At 38.7% G+C, this 16,570-nt stretch carries 18 protein-coding genes and 2 pseudogenes; 9 read left to right on the forward strand and 11 right to left on the reverse strand.

Features of this window, described 5'->3' with window-relative positions:
* Positions 1-24: 24 nt before the first annotated feature.
* The 6 genes from NFHSH190041_RS08800 to NFHSH190041_RS08825 form a co-directional block, all read right to left on the reverse strand.
* Positions 25-327 (reverse strand): hypothetical protein, encoded by a 303-nt coding sequence (locus tag NFHSH190041_RS08800; protein WP_261924850.1) that lies wholly within the window; start codon positions 325-327, stop codon positions 25-27.
* Positions 328-731: 404 nt separating this feature from the next.
* Positions 732-1,400, reverse strand: coding sequence for an SMI1/KNR4 family protein (locus NFHSH190041_RS08805; RefSeq protein ID WP_261924851.1), 669 nt, complete (start codon positions 1,398-1,400; stop codon positions 732-734).
* Between the two features lie 207 nt (positions 1,401-1,607).
* A complete protein-coding gene (locus NFHSH190041_RS08810; protein WP_261924852.1) occupies positions 1,608-2,246 on the reverse strand; it encodes a hypothetical protein in 639 nt (212 codons plus the stop codon).
* A 436-nt stretch (positions 2,247-2,682) separates the two neighbouring features.
* Positions 2,683-3,249, reverse strand: coding sequence for an SMI1/KNR4 family protein (locus tag NFHSH190041_RS08815; RefSeq protein ID WP_261924853.1), 567 nt, complete (start codon positions 3,247-3,249; stop codon positions 2,683-2,685).
* Positions 3,250-3,407: 158 nt separating this feature from the next.
* Positions 3,408-3,827, reverse strand: coding sequence for a hypothetical protein (locus NFHSH190041_RS08820; protein WP_261924854.1), 420 nt, complete (start codon positions 3,825-3,827; stop codon positions 3,408-3,410).
* Positions 3,828-4,009: 182 nt separating this feature from the next.
* On the reverse strand, positions 4,010-4,384 hold the full coding sequence (locus NFHSH190041_RS08825; RefSeq protein ID WP_261924855.1) for a hypothetical protein: 375 nt from the start codon (positions 4,382-4,384) through the stop codon (positions 4,010-4,012).
* Positions 4,385-4,904: 520 nt separating this feature from the next.
* Between NFHSH190041_RS08825 and NFHSH190041_RS08830 the strand changes: the two genes are divergently transcribed.
* Together NFHSH190041_RS08830 and NFHSH190041_RS08835 are read left to right on the forward strand one after the other, a co-directional pair.
* A complete protein-coding gene (locus tag NFHSH190041_RS08830) occupies positions 4,905-5,237 on the forward strand; it encodes a hypothetical protein (RefSeq protein WP_261924856.1) in 333 nt (110 codons plus the stop codon).
* A 164-nt stretch (positions 5,238-5,401) separates the two neighbouring features.
* Complete coding sequence (locus NFHSH190041_RS08835) at positions 5,402-6,097, forward strand: YwqG family protein (RefSeq protein WP_261924857.1); 696 nt, start codon at positions 5,402-5,404, stop codon at positions 6,095-6,097.
* A gap of 526 nt (positions 6,098-6,623) precedes the next feature.
* Here the strand turns inward: NFHSH190041_RS08835 and NFHSH190041_RS08840 are convergent.
* The 4 genes and pseudogenes from NFHSH190041_RS08840 to NFHSH190041_RS08855 form a co-directional block, all read right to left on the reverse strand.
* Positions 6,624-7,715, reverse strand: coding sequence for an MATE family Na+-driven efflux transporter (locus tag NFHSH190041_RS08840; RefSeq protein WP_410010872.1), 1,092 nt, complete (start codon positions 7,713-7,715; stop codon positions 6,624-6,626).
* Between the two features lie 266 nt (positions 7,716-7,981).
* The gene (locus NFHSH190041_RS08845) at positions 7,982-9,190 is read right to left on the reverse strand and encodes a hypothetical protein (protein ID WP_261924859.1); all 1,209 of its coding nucleotides are present in this window, start codon (positions 9,188-9,190) and stop codon (positions 7,982-7,984) included.
* Between the two features lie 156 nt (positions 9,191-9,346).
* Positions 9,347-9,794 (reverse strand): annotated as a pseudogene (locus NFHSH190041_RS08850) (integrase core domain-containing protein); the annotation flags it as partial.
* A gap of 156 nt (positions 9,795-9,950) precedes the next feature.
* A complete protein-coding gene (locus tag NFHSH190041_RS08855) occupies positions 9,951-11,225 on the reverse strand; it encodes a phospholipase D-like domain-containing protein (RefSeq protein ID WP_261924860.1) in 1,275 nt (424 codons plus the stop codon).
* 401 nt (positions 11,226-11,626) lie between these two features.
* Between NFHSH190041_RS08855 and NFHSH190041_RS08860 the strand changes: the two genes are divergently transcribed.
* Positions 11,627-12,361 (forward strand): DUF2971 domain-containing protein, encoded by a 735-nt coding sequence (locus NFHSH190041_RS08860; protein ID WP_261924861.1) that lies wholly within the window; start codon positions 11,627-11,629, stop codon positions 12,359-12,361.
* Between the two features lie 29 nt (positions 12,362-12,390).
* On the opposite strand, the pseudogene NFHSH190041_RS08865 reads toward NFHSH190041_RS08860, so the two are convergent.
* Positions 12,391-12,976, reverse strand: a pseudogene (locus tag NFHSH190041_RS08865) (tyrosine-type recombinase/integrase).
* 48 nt (positions 12,977-13,024) lie between these two features.
* Here NFHSH190041_RS08865 and NFHSH190041_RS08870 point away from each other — a divergent pair.
* From NFHSH190041_RS08870 to NFHSH190041_RS08895, 6 genes are read left to right on the forward strand one after another with little or no spacing between them, the layout of a single operon-like run.
* Entirely contained in the window at positions 13,025-13,207 is a 183-nt protein-coding gene (locus NFHSH190041_RS08870; RefSeq protein WP_261924862.1) for a hypothetical protein, read from the forward strand.
* On the forward strand, positions 13,197-13,496 hold the full coding sequence (locus tag NFHSH190041_RS08875) for a hypothetical protein (RefSeq protein ID WP_261924863.1): 300 nt from the start codon (positions 13,197-13,199) through the stop codon (positions 13,494-13,496). The genes NFHSH190041_RS08870 and NFHSH190041_RS08875 overlap by 11 nt, the downstream gene beginning before the upstream one ends.
* Positions 13,469-13,693, forward strand: a complete 225-nt coding sequence (locus NFHSH190041_RS08880; protein WP_261924864.1) for a hypothetical protein — start codon at positions 13,469-13,471, stop codon at positions 13,691-13,693. The genes NFHSH190041_RS08875 and NFHSH190041_RS08880 overlap by 28 nt, the downstream gene beginning before the upstream one ends.
* Positions 13,690-14,313, forward strand: a complete 624-nt coding sequence (locus NFHSH190041_RS08885) for a restriction endonuclease subunit S (protein WP_261924865.1) — start codon at positions 13,690-13,692, stop codon at positions 14,311-14,313. The genes NFHSH190041_RS08880 and NFHSH190041_RS08885 overlap by 4 nt, the downstream gene beginning before the upstream one ends.
* A complete protein-coding gene (locus NFHSH190041_RS08890; RefSeq protein WP_261924866.1) occupies positions 14,306-15,469 on the forward strand; it encodes an ankyrin repeat domain-containing protein in 1,164 nt (387 codons plus the stop codon). Before NFHSH190041_RS08885 ends, NFHSH190041_RS08890 begins: the two co-directional genes overlap by 8 nt.
* A gap of 4 nt (positions 15,470-15,473) precedes the next feature.
* Positions 15,474-16,055: a cytochrome P450 gene (locus NFHSH190041_RS08895; protein ID WP_261924867.1), complete on the forward strand. Its 582-nt coding sequence runs from the start codon at positions 15,474-15,476 to the stop codon at positions 16,053-16,055.
* The last annotated feature ends 515 nt before the right edge of the window (positions 16,056-16,570 follow it).

The following is a 16,570-nucleotide window of genomic DNA, read 5'->3' on the forward strand; positions in this document are numbered from 1 at the left end:
GTAAACCTACACTGCATGATCAGATCATGGAGGACAAAAAGGTTCCACAGTATTAGACAATAACGCCGAAGAGGGATTATCGCCCTCCCAGATAAACGCGGTGGTGAAGCGTACGCCGACTTTATCGGTAATTTGTTTGTGTACTTGCTTGGTGCGCCACTGCTTACTACCTAGCAGGCGAGTGTGCATCTGGCTAATTCGTTTCCCCTCATACACCAGCCATAACCCGGTACTCATCGGTGTAACGATGGGTTCAGGCCGATTGTCACGGCGATAGCGGACTATCAGCTGGGCTCGTAGTCCGGTGCGGGGGAAGTGATATACCACCTTTCGTTACCGATCCGCAGGTATTCTTCGATATTCTTACCAAGAAAATGGCACTTTCGCTAGCGGATTGATGACCGCTGCATACTTTTGCTCGGCAGGGGAAACGGGTCAAGCGATATTTATATAATGCAGAGAACTTAGTCGTCTTTAAAGCTCTGTGTTGGGATCTTTTGGGGGAATGAAAGTGGTATTAATGGTTGATATCGATTAAAACTAAAGTTAGAAAAACCACCTGTTGACAGCCTTAGTTACTGTCAGAGACGGTTTTAATCTGCAAATTCTGACTGAAAATGGCTTTATCGGCAACATGACATTCACTCTCCGAGGAGAGTGAATTAGCAAGACAAAAGTGTTGGCTGTCTTGTCTAATGGTCCTGTCTTAATAATAGTGCAACTAAGCCACATTAATTGTGGGATGAATAATTTTCAGGCAGTTCATGCTGAATTAAGCGTGAAATATCGAGTGATTTGCCTGCATCAAAACATTCATTATAAACATCTTCGAAATTTTCACCATCGATAAACAAGAGTTGTAGAATAAAATCGGTAAATGAATCCCCTAGTTTGGTAAAATAATAGGGGATGACATTATTGGCAGGGTCAAATAAATCGCAGGCCTCACTAGGTTCACAATTACCAACTAATACTGCTTCTTCTTGGCTGACACCATCAAAGCAGTTTTGTATATAATAAATTCCGCCATTTGCATTTGGTTTTAAATAAATGAAAATCGTACCTACATCAATTTCAATAAATGGTAAACAAAAATCTGGTAAGTTATATTGATTATAATCTTCAACCATCCCTTTAAATGTAATAGTGCAATCAATAACACAACAAATTTCTGCAAACTTTTTGCACGTATATGAATAAATTAAACTACTATCTCCATTCTTTCCATATTTATCTACCGTAAGCAAACCTCCCCAGCGTAATAGAAACTCTCTAAAATCTTTAGGTAGTGAAACCTGATTTTTTTGTTCAAAATCCAGTAAGTCTTGTTCTGACGGTTTTGGACGTGGGCTTGGGATGGCAATTTTAGCTAACTTTTTAAACAATAGGTCATTATTCACTTTACATTTCTCTTATTAGTTTAATTTATTTGTGGTGTATGATACACCGCCTTTATGGCCAAAGACATTATGTATTTTAAAAGCTAATGTAATCATATTTATGATGTCTATACGGATATATAACTCATCTTAGAGGGTTACAGAGAAAGTAAATTAGTCAGATAAAATATTTACATTTCGAACAATAATTTATGCGTATTATTTTTATCAATTCGTCATCCCAATTATCATAAATTCATTTAATTCAGGCCAAAATTCAGCTGCATCTGGTTCTTCATCATTATACCATACGAGAGTTTTTCCCTCTTTGTTGCACACCATATAAACTCCGCCAGCATTGCTTAATATTATTTTATAATCACATAAATTAATTCCAAATGGATAATTTTCAAAGTTCTCTTCTAAGTATTCCCATTCATAAGAGTTCAAGCTTAAACATTGTTCAGAGCTTAAAGGCCCACAGGAGAATCCTGGGAAAAAGAAAAAACCATCATGTAACAATGTTTGGATTTTGTCACATTGAGGAGATATGTGATCTTCTGAAATATGTTTTGGAGCAAAACCTATATAAATGTACTCTTCATTCTTTATATTGACTAAATAAACTATAGCATGCTTATTAAATATATTTATAGGGCAAGCATCTACGAGGTTATTAGATAGAATATCTATAAAATCAGATAGCTCGGGAACTGTTTCTCTCCATAATTTGATGATAGAGTTTATATAATTTTCACTTGTGAAACATACTTTCCAGGCATCAAAAATTTCATTTTGGTTTAGTATCTTATACTTACAACCATATTCATCTAACTTTAATTGTATCTTATTACTAATATTAAACATTTATCTTACTCTTCATTGGTAGTCCTTCCTTTTTTAATTGCAGTTAAAAATAGAGGTTAAGCAGCCATCAGTGGTATCCTGCATTATTTTGCTTTGTGTGGTCGTTCATGATTGTAAAATTAAAGTCACTGCTGAGCATAGCCTTTTACCTCCTCTGCCTGCTGTTTTTTTTGGGGGGGGGGCTATCGTGGATCTCGCATACTTGTATTAGAACGGTTAATATTGGCTAGAGGAAGTCAGAGCTTCTAGGGTAATGGCATTTAAACTATTCCCTGTAAACTGTCAAGGATCGTATGTAAGGTATTAATCTTAAAATACTGCACCTAGAAATGATCGTTAATTATGTGGTTTAGTTGTTGTTTTGTGTGAATAAAATAGCAATAATCCTAGGGTGTAACCTTTGACTATTGCTATTTGTGAACTCATATCGCATTGTTTATTTATCTAGTATAAATTCGTTAGTTATTTGCTGTAATAACGCTTCAAAATTTTGCCAGACTAAATCTCCTTTATAATCATTGTCTTTATAAAACTTTGTATGATCGAACAAAACTATTGGATAGTCATAGTGGTTTTCATTTGAGATATCAAAGCAAATACAACCTGCATCATTACTATCATAGCCAAATGGCAATAAATCTATTCCATTGGGAAGAGTTTCTCTCAAGTTTGCATAACTTAAAAAATCTTTTAAAGGAGCATTGCAAGGTGTTTGAGGTAACCTCACCACGAACTCTGTCATCAACAGTGATTTATATGTTAAATAACCACAGAATAAGGGTGGAAGTTTACACCCAAGAATTTGTTCTACATGAACTATATCATCATCAGTTACGGGGCTATCAACGGCTTGCCAATCAGACCAACCATTGTCGTAAGGTTTTCCTATAGCCATATCTTTGGGGACTATTGGAGCGAACATATAATCAGTTGAAGATAAGTACGCATCTACAAAATTTTTTAACTTTGCAAATTGATGATGGGTTATTCTTTTAGTTATCATTTTGTATATCTCGTTTAACCTGAATGTATAACATCTTCCCATTTATAATGAGTTATCACTACTGATATAAGATGGTGTAATCAATATTACAAAATTCTGTCTTTAAGATTCAAATGGTACATGCCAAGTATTCTCTATCCCATAAATCCTTGGAGCGTTTAGAGCTTTATCTCATCTATTAATTGGACAAACGCTTTGGCGGCATCACCGACATTTTGATTAGCATGGTTTACAAGTGGAATAATCTCTTTATCTAAATCCAATGCCTCAATATCGCTTGCCCACCAACAGCATCTGTACCTGACTGCATCACTGCCAGTTTTAAGACCTAAGCGTAGATATTTTTTCACATACTCATTATCTTGAAACATTAACACATCACTAATACTTTCATACATGCCTAATCCCGTAATATCACTAACACTGAATATAAAAAGAGGAATACACTTATTTGACTTATGGCTTTTGAAATAATTGATTGCCTCAATGAATGTATTGCATTCCTCTTTAGTGATTAGCTTATCACTTGGCATTGGCTGCCTAGCGTCTAAAAATGTTAATAATTCGCTACTTTTCATTGAACATAACGCCTACTAAGCCCCCCCGCTGAAGTCGATTTTAGCTGTTTTTAGTCATTTATACTATGTGCCATTTTTTGAACGACGAGATTTCGATTTTTCGCAAAAAGAATGTATGACGGTGTGTACTTTAGCTATATGACATCGTAATGAACTGGCAGTTTATTTAACATAAATTAGAATTATTTTCGCATGTTTTTTATCCCATTATGATAATAATTTGTTTCGTATTTTCCATTGCTAATAGGCATCATTATGCCAATTAAACTTAAGCTTTCTATTTGCATGGCAGTGAGAGCATCGAACCAAATCATTTGAAGTAAAGGATAACCTTCAATTCTCAAATGACCTCTACTTCGTAGATATTGGCTAGATTCAGAGGGGCTTTCCAATTTACCTGGGAATGAAATTGGAAAGCACTGTCCAACTACTTCACTGATGAGTTGGTTTTGTTTCGCCAAGGGAACTTTATTTTTCGATAAGAATTTAAATAGACCTTCGAATTTTGCTAAGTATTCACAATCTGGACGCTTTATGTCAATTGGTTCGTATTTCATTTGGAAAACTTACATTTTATTTATGTACTTTTTGTCACATTGGATTAGTGAAAAGTATACAGATTAACTATTTGTGTCGTATTTAGTGAAGCTATATGGCTAGTAGAGCAACTCTCCGAAAACTATTCATTGGAACTAGCCTTTGCGTTTGAAAATGATTACACAATAATAAAGGGAATTAGTCGTACATACGAATATAAAAATTTAGGTTGTGCAGTGATTTAGCTAGGTGGAGTTATAGTTTTTGCTAGTTATGAGTTATAATGCCGTATAATTGTTTATTTTCAACATGGTTGTAATATACTCCGAGTATCAAATTTACTTGGTCATCAGAATCCATACAGCTTTAGTAAGATCTCAACTTACTACTGACAAAAGCGATTCAAAGGGACTTAAAATATAAGAATGCTTGGTAAAAATTTGGTTTTTCGGATTTTGGTGCTTAAGGTGGCTATTTTGAGTTAACAATGTGTTTTTAGCCCCTTAAGCTGACATTATGTACTTTTGGGAGTTTCCTATATTGAATGAAAATTATAAGTATGCAACCCATATTATTTCTTGGGTAGAAAAGCTTGGTGTACCTGAGATTTCATTAGCACAAAATATTTTCTCACAACTAAAAGAATATTGGATTGAACATAAAAGTCTTAACCTTGAGCAGTTGAAAGATGATTTGTGGTCTTGGGTTGATTGTAATGATGGTTATAATATATATGCACCGGAAGTTGCAAAAATGAGAATTATTTTATGCTTAGCTTATGAGGATAATCGAGAGTTAGAAGATGTTGGCTATTTTGAGGATTTATTGGTAAGTCTTGGTATCTCTCGTGAAGAGGCATACAAGCGCACATAATAAATGTATTAAAAATCACGTAAAATGCTTGGCTGGCGATCATTTTCGCTAATATTTTAGTTTAGCTTCGGAGTAATCTTGGAGCATGGTGGAAACTGAATATTTTTGCTGAGATCTTGAATAGTCTGTAGTCAAGGTGGGTTCTGTGGTAACGAGAAACAATTATGAATAAATTAATCGAAGAATTCAGAAGAGAAATAAAACGTAAGGCTATCGTTCTTGATATTGGTGGATTTAGGCCTCCAGAAGATCCTTTTTATTCTTGGTTTGGAAAAGTGTCTTTCTGTAAGTTTGGTGAAGATTGGCCAATGCAAGATGGTGAGCCGATGCATGCTTTGGCTCAGATAAATCTGACTGATTTTCCATTTAAACCTGAAGGGCTAGAACGAATTGCATTTATTACAGTTTTTATCGGGCCAAAAGAATTACCTATTGATACTCCCAATGGAAATAACTGGGAAATCCGCACTTATGAAAATATATCTGAACTGATACCGTTAAACCAAATGGAAACGGGCAGTTTGATTAAAGCATTTCCAATGAAGTCACATGTCATAGAGGAAGACTATCCATGTTGGAATGATTTTCCTATCGAGTGTCCTGAAGAGATCGATGATGATTATTATGATCTATTCGATAATGTAAGTGGCTTTAAATTTGGGGGCTGGCCTACATTGATTCAATCAGAGATATTTTGGGCTCCATGGAATAAACATAAAGCCTGCCCTGAATATGTATTTCAAATTGACACCACCGAAAAAGGAAACTGGATGTGGGGCGATAATGGAGTAGGGTATTTTGCTAAAGGTACAGCAGATGGTAAAGAAAATGAATGGGCTTTATCATGGCAGTGTTACTAGCGGCTGTTGTTCTGTACTATGTATTGCTTGTTCAGTAATGTATAGGTAGCCACATAGGCACGAATGCCAGCGATACCATGTTGGCATCATTTCTTTTCAACTTATAATGACGGCTTGAAACCGCTTAATAATGTTTGATTCTTACGAAAATATTTTTCACAAAGTGACGATGCTTATAGGCACTAATCCATCGTATCCTTGTTAATATTTTGTCTATAATTGCGCTTTGCGATGCCGGGTGTACCTCCTTTGTGCTGGATAAAAACGTGGAAAGATGAGCCATTATAACCTTTGTTGCATACAAAGGTGTTTATCTCTCCTGGTTGTTCTACGAGACGTTCTGCATGAACATTTCTTTGTACTTTCACCTCTACTCTTACCTATTTGCTCAGAAGATTTAATTATCTGGATTAACAGTTCCTATCTTATGTGAGTTAATATTGTTCTCTATGCACTTTAGAAGATAGGTTTATTTTTTTGGCGAAAGAGATTGCAACCCATTTGCATGTTGCTTAAAAATCATCCTCTAAAGAACGGAAGTCCTAGAAGCTTTATGCTGATGCCGTTGTAAATATAAATAAAGTAATAATGTAATGATGGCATCCAAAGTGATCCCGATACCAAACATCACTGCGATACCGTTAAGGCTTGGGATAAATATCCCGTGTTGATAGAGGATATAGACTACCCCATAAAAGCCGATATTAACGAGCAGGGATTGATACAGCATCATATCAGTGCGTCCAACACCATAAAAATAGCTATCAATGATCTGATTAAATGCAAACACAATGTAAAAGCCCAGCATGATGAGTAGCAGGCGCATTACAGCAACGGCTTGTTGCTGGCCAACTAGAGCATTTAGTGCCGTTGGCCAACTAGGAATGGAGACAAGCCAGAGCAATACTATGCCCGCCATGATATAGGCATAGTGGATAATGCGTTGAGGTGATAGACCAGCATGGCAGGCGGCATCACGCTGAATGACTTTACCTAAAGCTAATACCGGCAGTAGTAACCAACTCCAGATAAATTGATTCGTCAACCAAAAAGTGCCAGCTTCATTCACTCGGTTAACCATTTGTAGGATCATGATGATAAAGGCGGTATTTCGGACGAAAGATTCCAAGCCAGAGCGACAGCCGATACTCAACCACTGTTTAAGCCAAGTTCGCTGTTTTGTGATATTTGATGCTAAGTGCTTAAAGCCGGGATTTAATTCTGTAAAGACCATTAATGCCAATGTCAGGCTCAGTATCAGATTGACGCAGATATTAGCCCAAGCAACCCAATTTACACCTAATTGTAATGAGCATGAATAGTGACTGACGAGTAATGTGTCGGCCAAAATAAGGGCCAAGCACCGAATAATCGCTAATCCAATAATTGCTTTGTGTCTGTTCGCCAGTAGCAGCAACGTATTACCATAGGTTGCTATTGCGCCAATAGTAATCCCGATAGCTTCGAGCCGAATATAGGCTGAGGTCTGTACCAGATGCTCTGGGTTGACTGTCATCGCCAGTACAATTTGTGGTGTTGCGGCTAACACGATAATGGAGAGCAGTGTGTAACAACTTAAAACGATTAATAACGCATACAATTTTCGTTGCGCTGTGATTTCTGGCGAATTGCTCGTTTAACCGAGCATATAGAGTAAAGGGAGCATTAATGCTTCAGAGATGACTTCATAGCCGATATTCAGCCATGCAGCCTGTGCAGCCAGACTATAAGCCCAAGGGTTTGGTAACTCACCGATAAAATAAATTCTGACGCTAGTATAAAGCGCTGGCAGTAAACCGCTGATTATTAAAATAGCAAATAGCTTGTAATTAATGGGCCTATGCTCAGGCGATATTGGAGAAATAGATTGCATTAGAAAGCGCTTTAGTGATGACAAGGCGGCAAGGTGTGCAGCTGCTTTGCATGAGGTTGAAAATAGTGGCCTTGCTCAATTAACTCCGCTTGAGTTAGACGACAATAAAGTTGCTGTAGATATTGGTAGACATCTTGATATTGCTTTCTGTCTATTTGACGATAATTGATGGTAAAGATTTCCCATGGAAAATTGGGTAACTGGTTCTTTGCCTGTTTGGGGAGATAATTATGCGCAAGATTTCCTAGCAGCAGGTGCTCAAGTTGTACGGCATAATGCAACATGATATTCGTATGAAATCCATATTTATAACAGTCTTCGGCTTCTATCAAGTGGGGAAGGGAGCAAAATAAAAAGAACAGTTCTGCTGCAATGGGAAGTGCTTTATCTTTCGCTAAAATCGGTTGTTGTAAATATGCTGTTAATTGTGTAATCAATTCAGGACGATTCTTTAGCACAGTGCTATAAACATTATCAATACATGATTCCCGGTAATATATCGCGATATTGTCGATATTATTACCACATATCACTTCCAGTAAAAGGCTATCACGGGTACGAAACGTTAGCTTATTATTTAGCCTGTCACAATGAATGACTTCTTTATTAAGTTGTGCCTGTAATAAGTGCTGCACTAACTGGATTGAAAACGTTGTTTCTATAAAACAATCAATATCGGAATTTTTTGAAAGTTGATTGGCGCCTGTTGACCCGTATAGCACCATTGCTGAAATTTCATCATGTTGAGAAGCCATGTTAAAGAGAGTTTCGATGAGTCTGTGATGCTGATAATGGATCTGATTGAGCCAATCATTGTCAGAAAAAGCGTATTTAAGCTTATATTCTTGCCAGATAAGCGGTTTTATTAGTGTTCTTAGTGCAGTAGATAAAGTGCAATCATGCTGTAATTGAGGCCGGTTCTCATTATCCGTCAATTGCACTAAAATGCCGCAGGTGGTGTTAAGGTATTGATTTAATTTACCGAATAACGATGTTAGCCATGTTTCGTTAGTATCTTCTAGTACCACGATTGCATTGGAGTGATCGCGAATAAGTCGTGCAAGATGATGAGGATTGTACTCCCGCATGCCGGACGTGTTTGTTGGCATAAGAGTCATATCTGGCTGTTGCAAGTAATCGTAGCCAGGTAGTTGCTTGAGGAGCATGTTAATCGCCGAATGATGTTGACCATTTGACGAGGTAATAATAAAAATCCGCATGGGTGTATCTGATGGAGTCGCTATTGTCGGGTGATTCTAATCTTAGAAGCAGGTAGATAAAATAATATGGCTATCAAATAACCACTAAATACCCACTATTTGTAGTGGTTCAGACCTGATCTGACAGTTACCCGTTTTTTAGTGGTGCCGGTCAGATTAAATTTGGGCTAATTTCTTCTCTGCCCAAATCGATTTCCCATCGATTAATGTATCCATAGGGGGCGACCGCAGCACATTTTTCCTTGATGAGTTCGCTCATTGTTGTAATACATGAGCCATTCGTCCAGATCTTTCTGAAGCGTCTCAAGTGAGTCGTAGAGGTTTTTACGGAATGTGACCTGTTAAAACTCATTCAGTATCGTCTTGAGGAAGCGCTCGCAGATGCCATTTGTTTGTAGATGGCGCGCTTTTGTTTTTGTATGATCGATATCGTTGATTGCAAGGCAGTGCCTCTATCGGTCAGGATGCGGAGCATAGGTAACGATTGCTCTACGAAGAAAGGCAGTACCCTATCATTCAGTAAATCAGCTGAAGTAATTGGCGTTTTGGTGCTATATAACTTGGCAAAAGCGACTTTACTGTAGGTATCAACAAACGTCTGCTGTTATTTTTAGGGGGGACTACCACCTCATGGCAAACTGAGCACGATGGAACGTTTGAAAACACATAAGTCGAATCCCCTTGTTCGAAATTTGCGATATGTTTTTTAGTTAACATGTGAGCGTTGTTGATTTTACTTTGTGTTTATATGTGTCTATTTTCATTCACTAATCTGACGAATATCATTACCAAAATATCTGAGAACTTTAGTTGTTCTCCCATTGATAACAGGTAGCTCTTCTTTGTTAATCCATCCAATAAGCTCTTGAACGTTGGATTTACCGAACTCATTAAGTTTGTATTCGTCATCATAGATACAATCAGCCATTCGTCCAACGGCGTCGCCTGTGCCGTAGAGTAGATAAGTTAGAGTATTCTTTGCTCTTTGTTCTTCATTATGCTCAATGAAAGAGGCTTTCAAGGTCTCTAGTCCCCCTTTGTAAAAGCGGAATCGATCATGGAATGAATGTAGCACGCAAAGAGCATCAACTATTTCTTTCATTGTCGCTGCTTTGATTGATTCCTTCGAGCCTAAGACGCGTTTGATTAGTGGATAGTTTATCGGCACGATGCGATCTTCAAAGTGTTCCCACTTGGTCGTTAGCCATTCATCAATAAGAGCTTTGGCTCTGGACTTTTGATGTTCATCCCATCCAAGAGTCTGGTGTTTCCATGTATCTTGTATCGCATAGAAGTCACGAACGAAGCTGAAGAAGGAATCAATTTCTAGTCGTTGTGGGATTAACTCAGCATCGACTTTTCTATCGAATGTTTTGTAGATCTCCTCAATACGTCTAAACGCTGTAATAGCTTCTTGATAAGATTTACGGTAGGAGTCCAAAAAGATAGACTTTTTGCTGGCTGTCTTCTTGCCTCGGTTAATATTCGAGAAGTTCACATCGCCCATTGTCTCAGTGACAGTGTCGTCCAAGTCCTTGATCATCTTGTTTACTTGCGAGAACTTGTTATAAATACTGCGATATTGCTTGATCGCTTCTTTGGTAAGGACTTCAGCCTCATTCCAATAATCACCAAACAATTCTTGAAGCTCAGCAAATCGGTTATCAACTGAATCAATTCCTACCATAATCTCTTGGTTAGACAAAATGGCTGAGCGAGTAAGGTTGGCTGAACCCAATAGAATCGTTTTATCACCAAAAATGTAGAGCTTCGGATGGAAAGAACTACTTGTGAAGAATCTGGCTTCGACGTTTTTGTTATTCAGAAGCTTCTCAAGAGCTGCTGGGGAGGTGGGAAAACCAAGACGAACAACGATTCTTACATGACATTTTTTGGCAATCAAATCATCAATCACATCTGATTCAGTGAAGAATGCAGATGCGATAAAGATGTCCATATCATTTTCAACATGCTCGATGATACCGTGTTGAATGAAATCATTTTTTGAGATTCGATTTGTGTACAGATCCATCATTTTTATCCTACATAATAATCTAAGACCATCATGCCATTAAACGAAGCTAGATTATCTATTCAGTATCAAACACTTGGAAAATAACTTCATATCGATATGTATTGCAAACTCTTAACCTCTGCTGATATCTCTTTGATTTACAACCTAGTAATGGTGCAGGCTAGTAAATGTAGCCACTATAGATATGGGTCTCATGATGCCGAATGCAATCCATTAAATGCTAATGTAGCAAAGACGCTGGCACGCTTATATCCAGAGACGTGCCCGACCTCTACGGCGATAGTACCCATTGGGGCATAAAGCGACTTAGTTATTTGGTCACACAATGCATTCAAACCGCTATGATTTGTGACGAAAAAGCTTCATTATTGAGCTGTGTAATCAATACAATAAGATAGACCGTGAAACATCCAGAAGTTACATCTCTTTATAAATATTGCCCTATCGGAAAGAATCAATTAAACGCCCTCTCGCAAAAGAAAATGTGGTATTCCAAACCAGCAGGTTTTAATGACCCATTTGATACACGTTTTCATGTAACAGGCAGGCTACATTCATATGAACAAGAAACTGATCCATCAAAGTTACAACAAATTTTTGGTGAAGATATGTCAGATGCAATTGTGCATAAAAGAGTTTCTTTAGAAGGAGAGCTAGGCCAGTTTAAACGGGGTATTGAAGAGCTTGGAATTCTGTCGTTAGCAGATAGCAATAAGAACCTTTTAATGTGGTCCCATTATGCCGAAGACCATAAGGGTATGTGTTTAGAGTTTGAGCGTAAAGATGGGGACCTACTTGCTGACGTTGATTCTACACAGCCTATATTTTACACGGATAACCACCCAACATTGAGTCCAAAGTCTCTGATGGATAGCGCAGCAACCTTATCAAACAAGAAGCGGATACTATATTCAAAGTCAAAGCATTGGGAATATGAACAAGAATGGCGTCATATCGTTGAAAATGGGAATAAATTGCACCCATGGCCTGCACCTTTGAAAGCCGTATATTTTGGATGCAAAGTTGATGAATCGGATATTAACTTAGTCAAGAACGTGATAGCAGACCATCAGATACATTTCTACATCGCAAAGCAGTATAGCGGTAAGTTTGGTATCTACTTTGATAAATGCTGAGTTTGTGCGGTATATATTCATTTGATGACTCACGTCTCACAACTCTCTGAAATCCTTAGTACATCTTCAATCTCGACGCCAAGGTATTCAATCGTGCTTTCGAGCTTAGCATGGCCCAGAAGTAGCTGAATAGCGCGTAAGTTCTTGGTTTTGGCATAGATCAAAGAAGCCTTGGTTCGGCGCAGTGAATGTGTGCCATATTGGGTTTTGTCCAGGCCAATATCGGTCACCCAACGGTTCACTAGCGTGGTGTAGTAATGGTATGAAATCGGCTGTCCCACTCTGCGTGGACAGGGGAATAGGAAGTCTGTAGGTGCATGGGCATTTTGTATGATCCACTGGGACAGCGTTTGCTGTGTCTTTGGGGTTATCTCAAAGTGAACTTCTTGCTGGGTCTTTTGTTGTTTAACAATGGCTCTCGACATCACACAGCCGCTGCGACTGACGTCTTGCACCTTTAGATTGCGCACTCAGTTTGCTATCAATAGCAAGGTTAAACAGCGCCAACTCAAACAGCCGTTCCTCAAGTTCCAAGCGAATACGGATACGCCAGATATCCTCTAGTTTGAACGCCTTCTTCTGACCAACTCGTTTACCTTTGTTCCAAGCAACCATGATGTGCTCCTTAGCTCATAAAATCACTTTTAAGTTAGGCCGGTATCAATGCAAACCCAATGTTGGCTGGTAGAATGGGCGCAATTTTTAACTGAAGAGCTGGACGATGGCATTCCATTCGGTGAGAAGATGGCTACACCAACGGCTAAGTTGAGCGATCAGTTTGCTGAGTCTGCGACGCTAGAAGCTGAGATCAAAAAGAACCTAGCGGGGTTGGGTTATGAGCTTTGATTTAATCTCATTGCCTCTAAGCGAAATTGCTACGTTTAAATACGGCAAGACCATAAGAAAACAAGATATTGAAGATTCAGGGCTGTACCCAGTACATAGTGGCTATACGACGGTTGGCTATCTGCCTAGCTATATGTATGAAGAACCACAGTTAATGATCGTGTGCCGAGGTGCGGGAGGCACTGGTGATATAAAGATGTCGCCACCTAAAGTGTCAATCACTAATCTGGCTATTGTGATTACCTGTGATGAGTCAAAAGTATGCAAAGAAGCATTGCTGACTTCTTAGATAAACAGGACTTGAAGATTGGTGTAAATTCCCAAACCAACCAAACTCTAGAAGAAATGGCGCAAGCCGTCTTCAAGTCATGGTTTGTCGATTTCGAACCAATAAAAGCCAAGATGAATGGCGAGCAACCTGAGGGTATGGATGCTGCCACTGCCTCGCTATTCCCAGAAAGCTCGTTGAGTCTGAACTGGGTTTGATTCCTGAGGGGTGGGATATCAAAACCATTAAGGACTTCGGTAAGGTCATTACAGGTAAAACACCACCAAAAAAAGTTGAGGATGCATACTCCGAACAAGGTGTCCCATTCGTCACTCCATCAGATATCGATAGCGATGTATTCGTCAATGAAACTAAGCGCTTCTTATCTGAATCTGGTGTCGAGACGGTAAAGAAGAATTTACTTCCTGAAGACAGTATTTGCGTGACCTGCATTGGTAGCCAAATGGGAAAGGCTGTAATCTCACCATCATTAGCCATTTCAAATCAACAAATTAATAGTGTTGTAGTGGCAAAAGAGTATGAAAGGAATATCCTTTTCGTGAATCTACGCAGAAGACACGAAGAGATATTTCTTGTTGGTAGTAGTGGAAGTACGATGCCGATTATTAACAAGAGCATGTTTGAGAAACTGGCAGTATTGACGCCATCAGAAGCACTTATTCAATCCTTTGATAAAGCAGTTTCTGCTCTTCTCAATAAGATTCATCAAAACGCCCAAGAAAATCAAACGCTATCGTCACTGCGTGATACCTTACTTCCAAAATTACTTTCGGGCGAAATCGAGTTAGACGTCTCAGAGATTACTGACAATGACTAAACAACTGTTGATAGCTATTGAGTCAGGCCACCGCGCGCTGTTGGCAGGTGTACTTGAACAACAACCTGAGCTGGTGAACACGGTTTTTGAAGAGCACGAAGCAACACCATTTGAGCTTGCTTTAAAAAATGGTTTTTCAAAATTAGCCGACGAGATTATGAATTGTGATGGTTTCGATTTAAACCATCACGGTCATAACCCCTTAAGGCTTGCGATTGACCTGGGATTCTTGGATATTGCTCAAGCCCTGTTACACAAAGGTGCCAACCCTAACTACCGACCACAACAAATGAGCAGCGCATTGTTACTTTGTTTAGACAATGAATATTTTGAGCTCGCTGAGTTAATGGTCGAAAAAGGCGCTGAAGTTAACATCCGCAATGACAAGGGCTGGACGCCTTTGATTTGGGCATCAATGAAAGGTCGAGTCAAAGCAGTTGAGTTTTTGCTGAAGCACGGAGCTGCTGTCGATGTGTGTAACAATGATGGTTGGAATGCGGTTACAGGCGCTTACTTCAAACAACGTTTGGAAGTAGTCGACAAGCTCCTGGCTCAAGGTGCGGTATTCAGCGCCAAGTATTCAGAAGCAGCCATGCTCTCAGCATTCAAAAATGGACATATGAAGCTGGCAGCTGAATTGTTAGAAAATGGAGTTAACCCTGATGTAGTAGACGAAGATGGTCAATCGCTGTTAATTCTTGCAATAGAAAAAGGCGATGAAAACTTCATCAAATCGGTCATCAGTGCAGGCGCAAATACAAACGTTAGTAATAGCTCTTCAATGACCGCCCTTAGTTTGTTGGTCAAAAATTCGCAAGATGAACTAATAAGTCAGCTCATCGTTAATGGTGTTGACGTAAATATGGGAAATAAATCTTTCAGAAGCATACATTTGGCTGCTGAGTATGATCATTTATCTACAGCAAAATTACTTATCGAAAATGGTGCAGACATAAATGCTCTTACTGATGGAAACCTTTCTCCACTTATGGTTTGTGCTGTAAATGGCAGTCCAAATGTCGCAAGAATATTACTCGAAAAGGGAGCGAATAAGAAATTGAAAGCACCATATCCATTTAGTGGTGATGCACGGCATATTGCAAATGAGAGAAAACATGTACTTGTTCGCAATGTCATCGATGAAATGAGTCGTTAAGATAATGCTCTCTAACTCTTCTGTATTTGATGCCGTCCGACGAGGTTATAACGAGCTTAAACTCGCAAGTAACGACGACATTCTTGATTACTTTGCTAATGTTAACCCCGACGCGATGTCGGGGCATATCAGCAACATCAAGGGGATTGTGTTTGAGCAAGAGGTGGTTAACGCACTCAATTCGCAAGGTATGGATGCCATGCTCTTTGAAGCCACTAACCATCCTGTATCTGATATTGCATTGATGAGTGATGGTGATATTGCAGCAGATATGCAGCTGAAAGCAACCGATAGCGTTTCTTATATCAACGAGACATTGGCAACAAACCCGGATATTCCCATTATTGTCACAAGCGAAGCCGCCAATAGCTTAGATAGCGCCATGGTGATTGATTCCGGGATCGACAATGCTGTTTTAAATGATGCGGTGTCCGAAGCATTATCGGGTGAAATGGCCAATCATGTTGGTGAATCTGTAGCTAGTGATGTTGCTAGCGAAGGACTTGCAGAACTCGTAGCAGATGTGGCTTTGCCCATCAGCCCAATTGGAATTATTGGTGCTTTGTTTGGATTTCCATTTTTGTAAAATAATATAAATGGCTAAATTTTTTCCATCATTAGAGAATATATCACGCTTAAAAGTAAAGCCGACCTAGCCTTTAACGAATGTTGAATCCATATTTTTGGCTGAGTAATTGTACAAGCATTAAGAGATCAGCAAGTTTAACGTCGATGTTTTTACTCTTAATTACGACCGAGTATTACGACTGAGTTGGCTCAAAGTAAGGCTATATAGCGGTAAAATACAAATACTGTATACAAATACTGTATACAAATACAGTATTTGTTGATTCATGGTGATTAGCAGGCCATATTGCAGCTATTTCAGGTTAAGTGTTGGGTGAAATTTATGCTGATTGGGCGTATTTGTATAAAATTGCGGCATATTAGGCACTCTAATGAGTCTAAAAGCGAAATTAACACAACTGTATAAATATACAGGCATGTTGTTATGCTTGAGTTTTTCTAGGTGTTGACGCTGAACTTCACCCATTGAATTTCACCCATTGAACTTTACTGCACTGAGTATTGTTTTTTAGC

Source organism: Shewanella sp. NFH-SH190041 (assembly GCF_024363255.1).
Taxonomy (GTDB): Bacteria; Pseudomonadota; Gammaproteobacteria; order Enterobacterales; family Shewanellaceae; genus Shewanella.

Excerpts from the sequence above, each read along its gene's own strand:
- NFHSH190041_RS08810 (WP_261924852.1), bottom strand. The coding sequence starts at position 2,246 with ATGTTTAATATTAGTAATAAGATACAATTAAAGTTAGATGAATATGGT.
- NFHSH190041_RS08815 (WP_261924853.1), bottom strand. The coding sequence starts at position 3,249 with ATGATAACTAAAAGAATAACCCATCATCAATTTGCAAAGTTAAAAAAT.
- NFHSH190041_RS08895 (WP_261924867.1), top strand. The coding sequence starts at position 15,474 with ATGCTCTCTAACTCTTCTGTATTTGATGCCGTCCGACGAGGTTATAAC.
- NFHSH190041_RS08890 (WP_261924866.1), top strand. The coding sequence starts at position 14,306 with ATGACTAAACAACTGTTGATAGCTATTGAGTCAGGCCACCGCGCGCTG.
- NFHSH190041_RS08880 (WP_261924864.1), top strand. The coding sequence starts at position 13,469 with ATGCAAAGAAGCATTGCTGACTTCTTAGATAAACAGGACTTGAAGATT.
- NFHSH190041_RS08870 (WP_261924862.1), top strand. The coding sequence starts at position 13,025 with ATGCAAACCCAATGTTGGCTGGTAGAATGGGCGCAATTTTTAACTGAA.
- NFHSH190041_RS08820 (WP_261924854.1), bottom strand. The coding sequence starts at position 3,827 with ATGAAAAGTAGCGAATTATTAACATTTTTAGACGCTAGGCAGCCAATG.
- NFHSH190041_RS08825 (WP_261924855.1), bottom strand. The coding sequence starts at position 4,384 with ATGAAATACGAACCAATTGACATAAAGCGTCCAGATTGTGAATACTTA.
- NFHSH190041_RS08875 (WP_261924863.1), top strand. The coding sequence starts at position 13,197 with ATGAGCTTTGATTTAATCTCATTGCCTCTAAGCGAAATTGCTACGTTT.
- NFHSH190041_RS08855 (WP_261924860.1), bottom strand. The coding sequence starts at position 11,225 with ATGATGGATCTGTACACAAATCGAATCTCAAAAAATGATTTCATTCAA.
- NFHSH190041_RS08845 (WP_261924859.1), bottom strand. The coding sequence starts at position 9,190 with ATGCGGATTTTTATTATTACCTCGTCAAATGGTCAACATCATTCGGCG.
- NFHSH190041_RS08835 (WP_261924857.1), top strand. The coding sequence starts at position 5,402 with ATGAATAAATTAATCGAAGAATTCAGAAGAGAAATAAAACGTAAGGCT.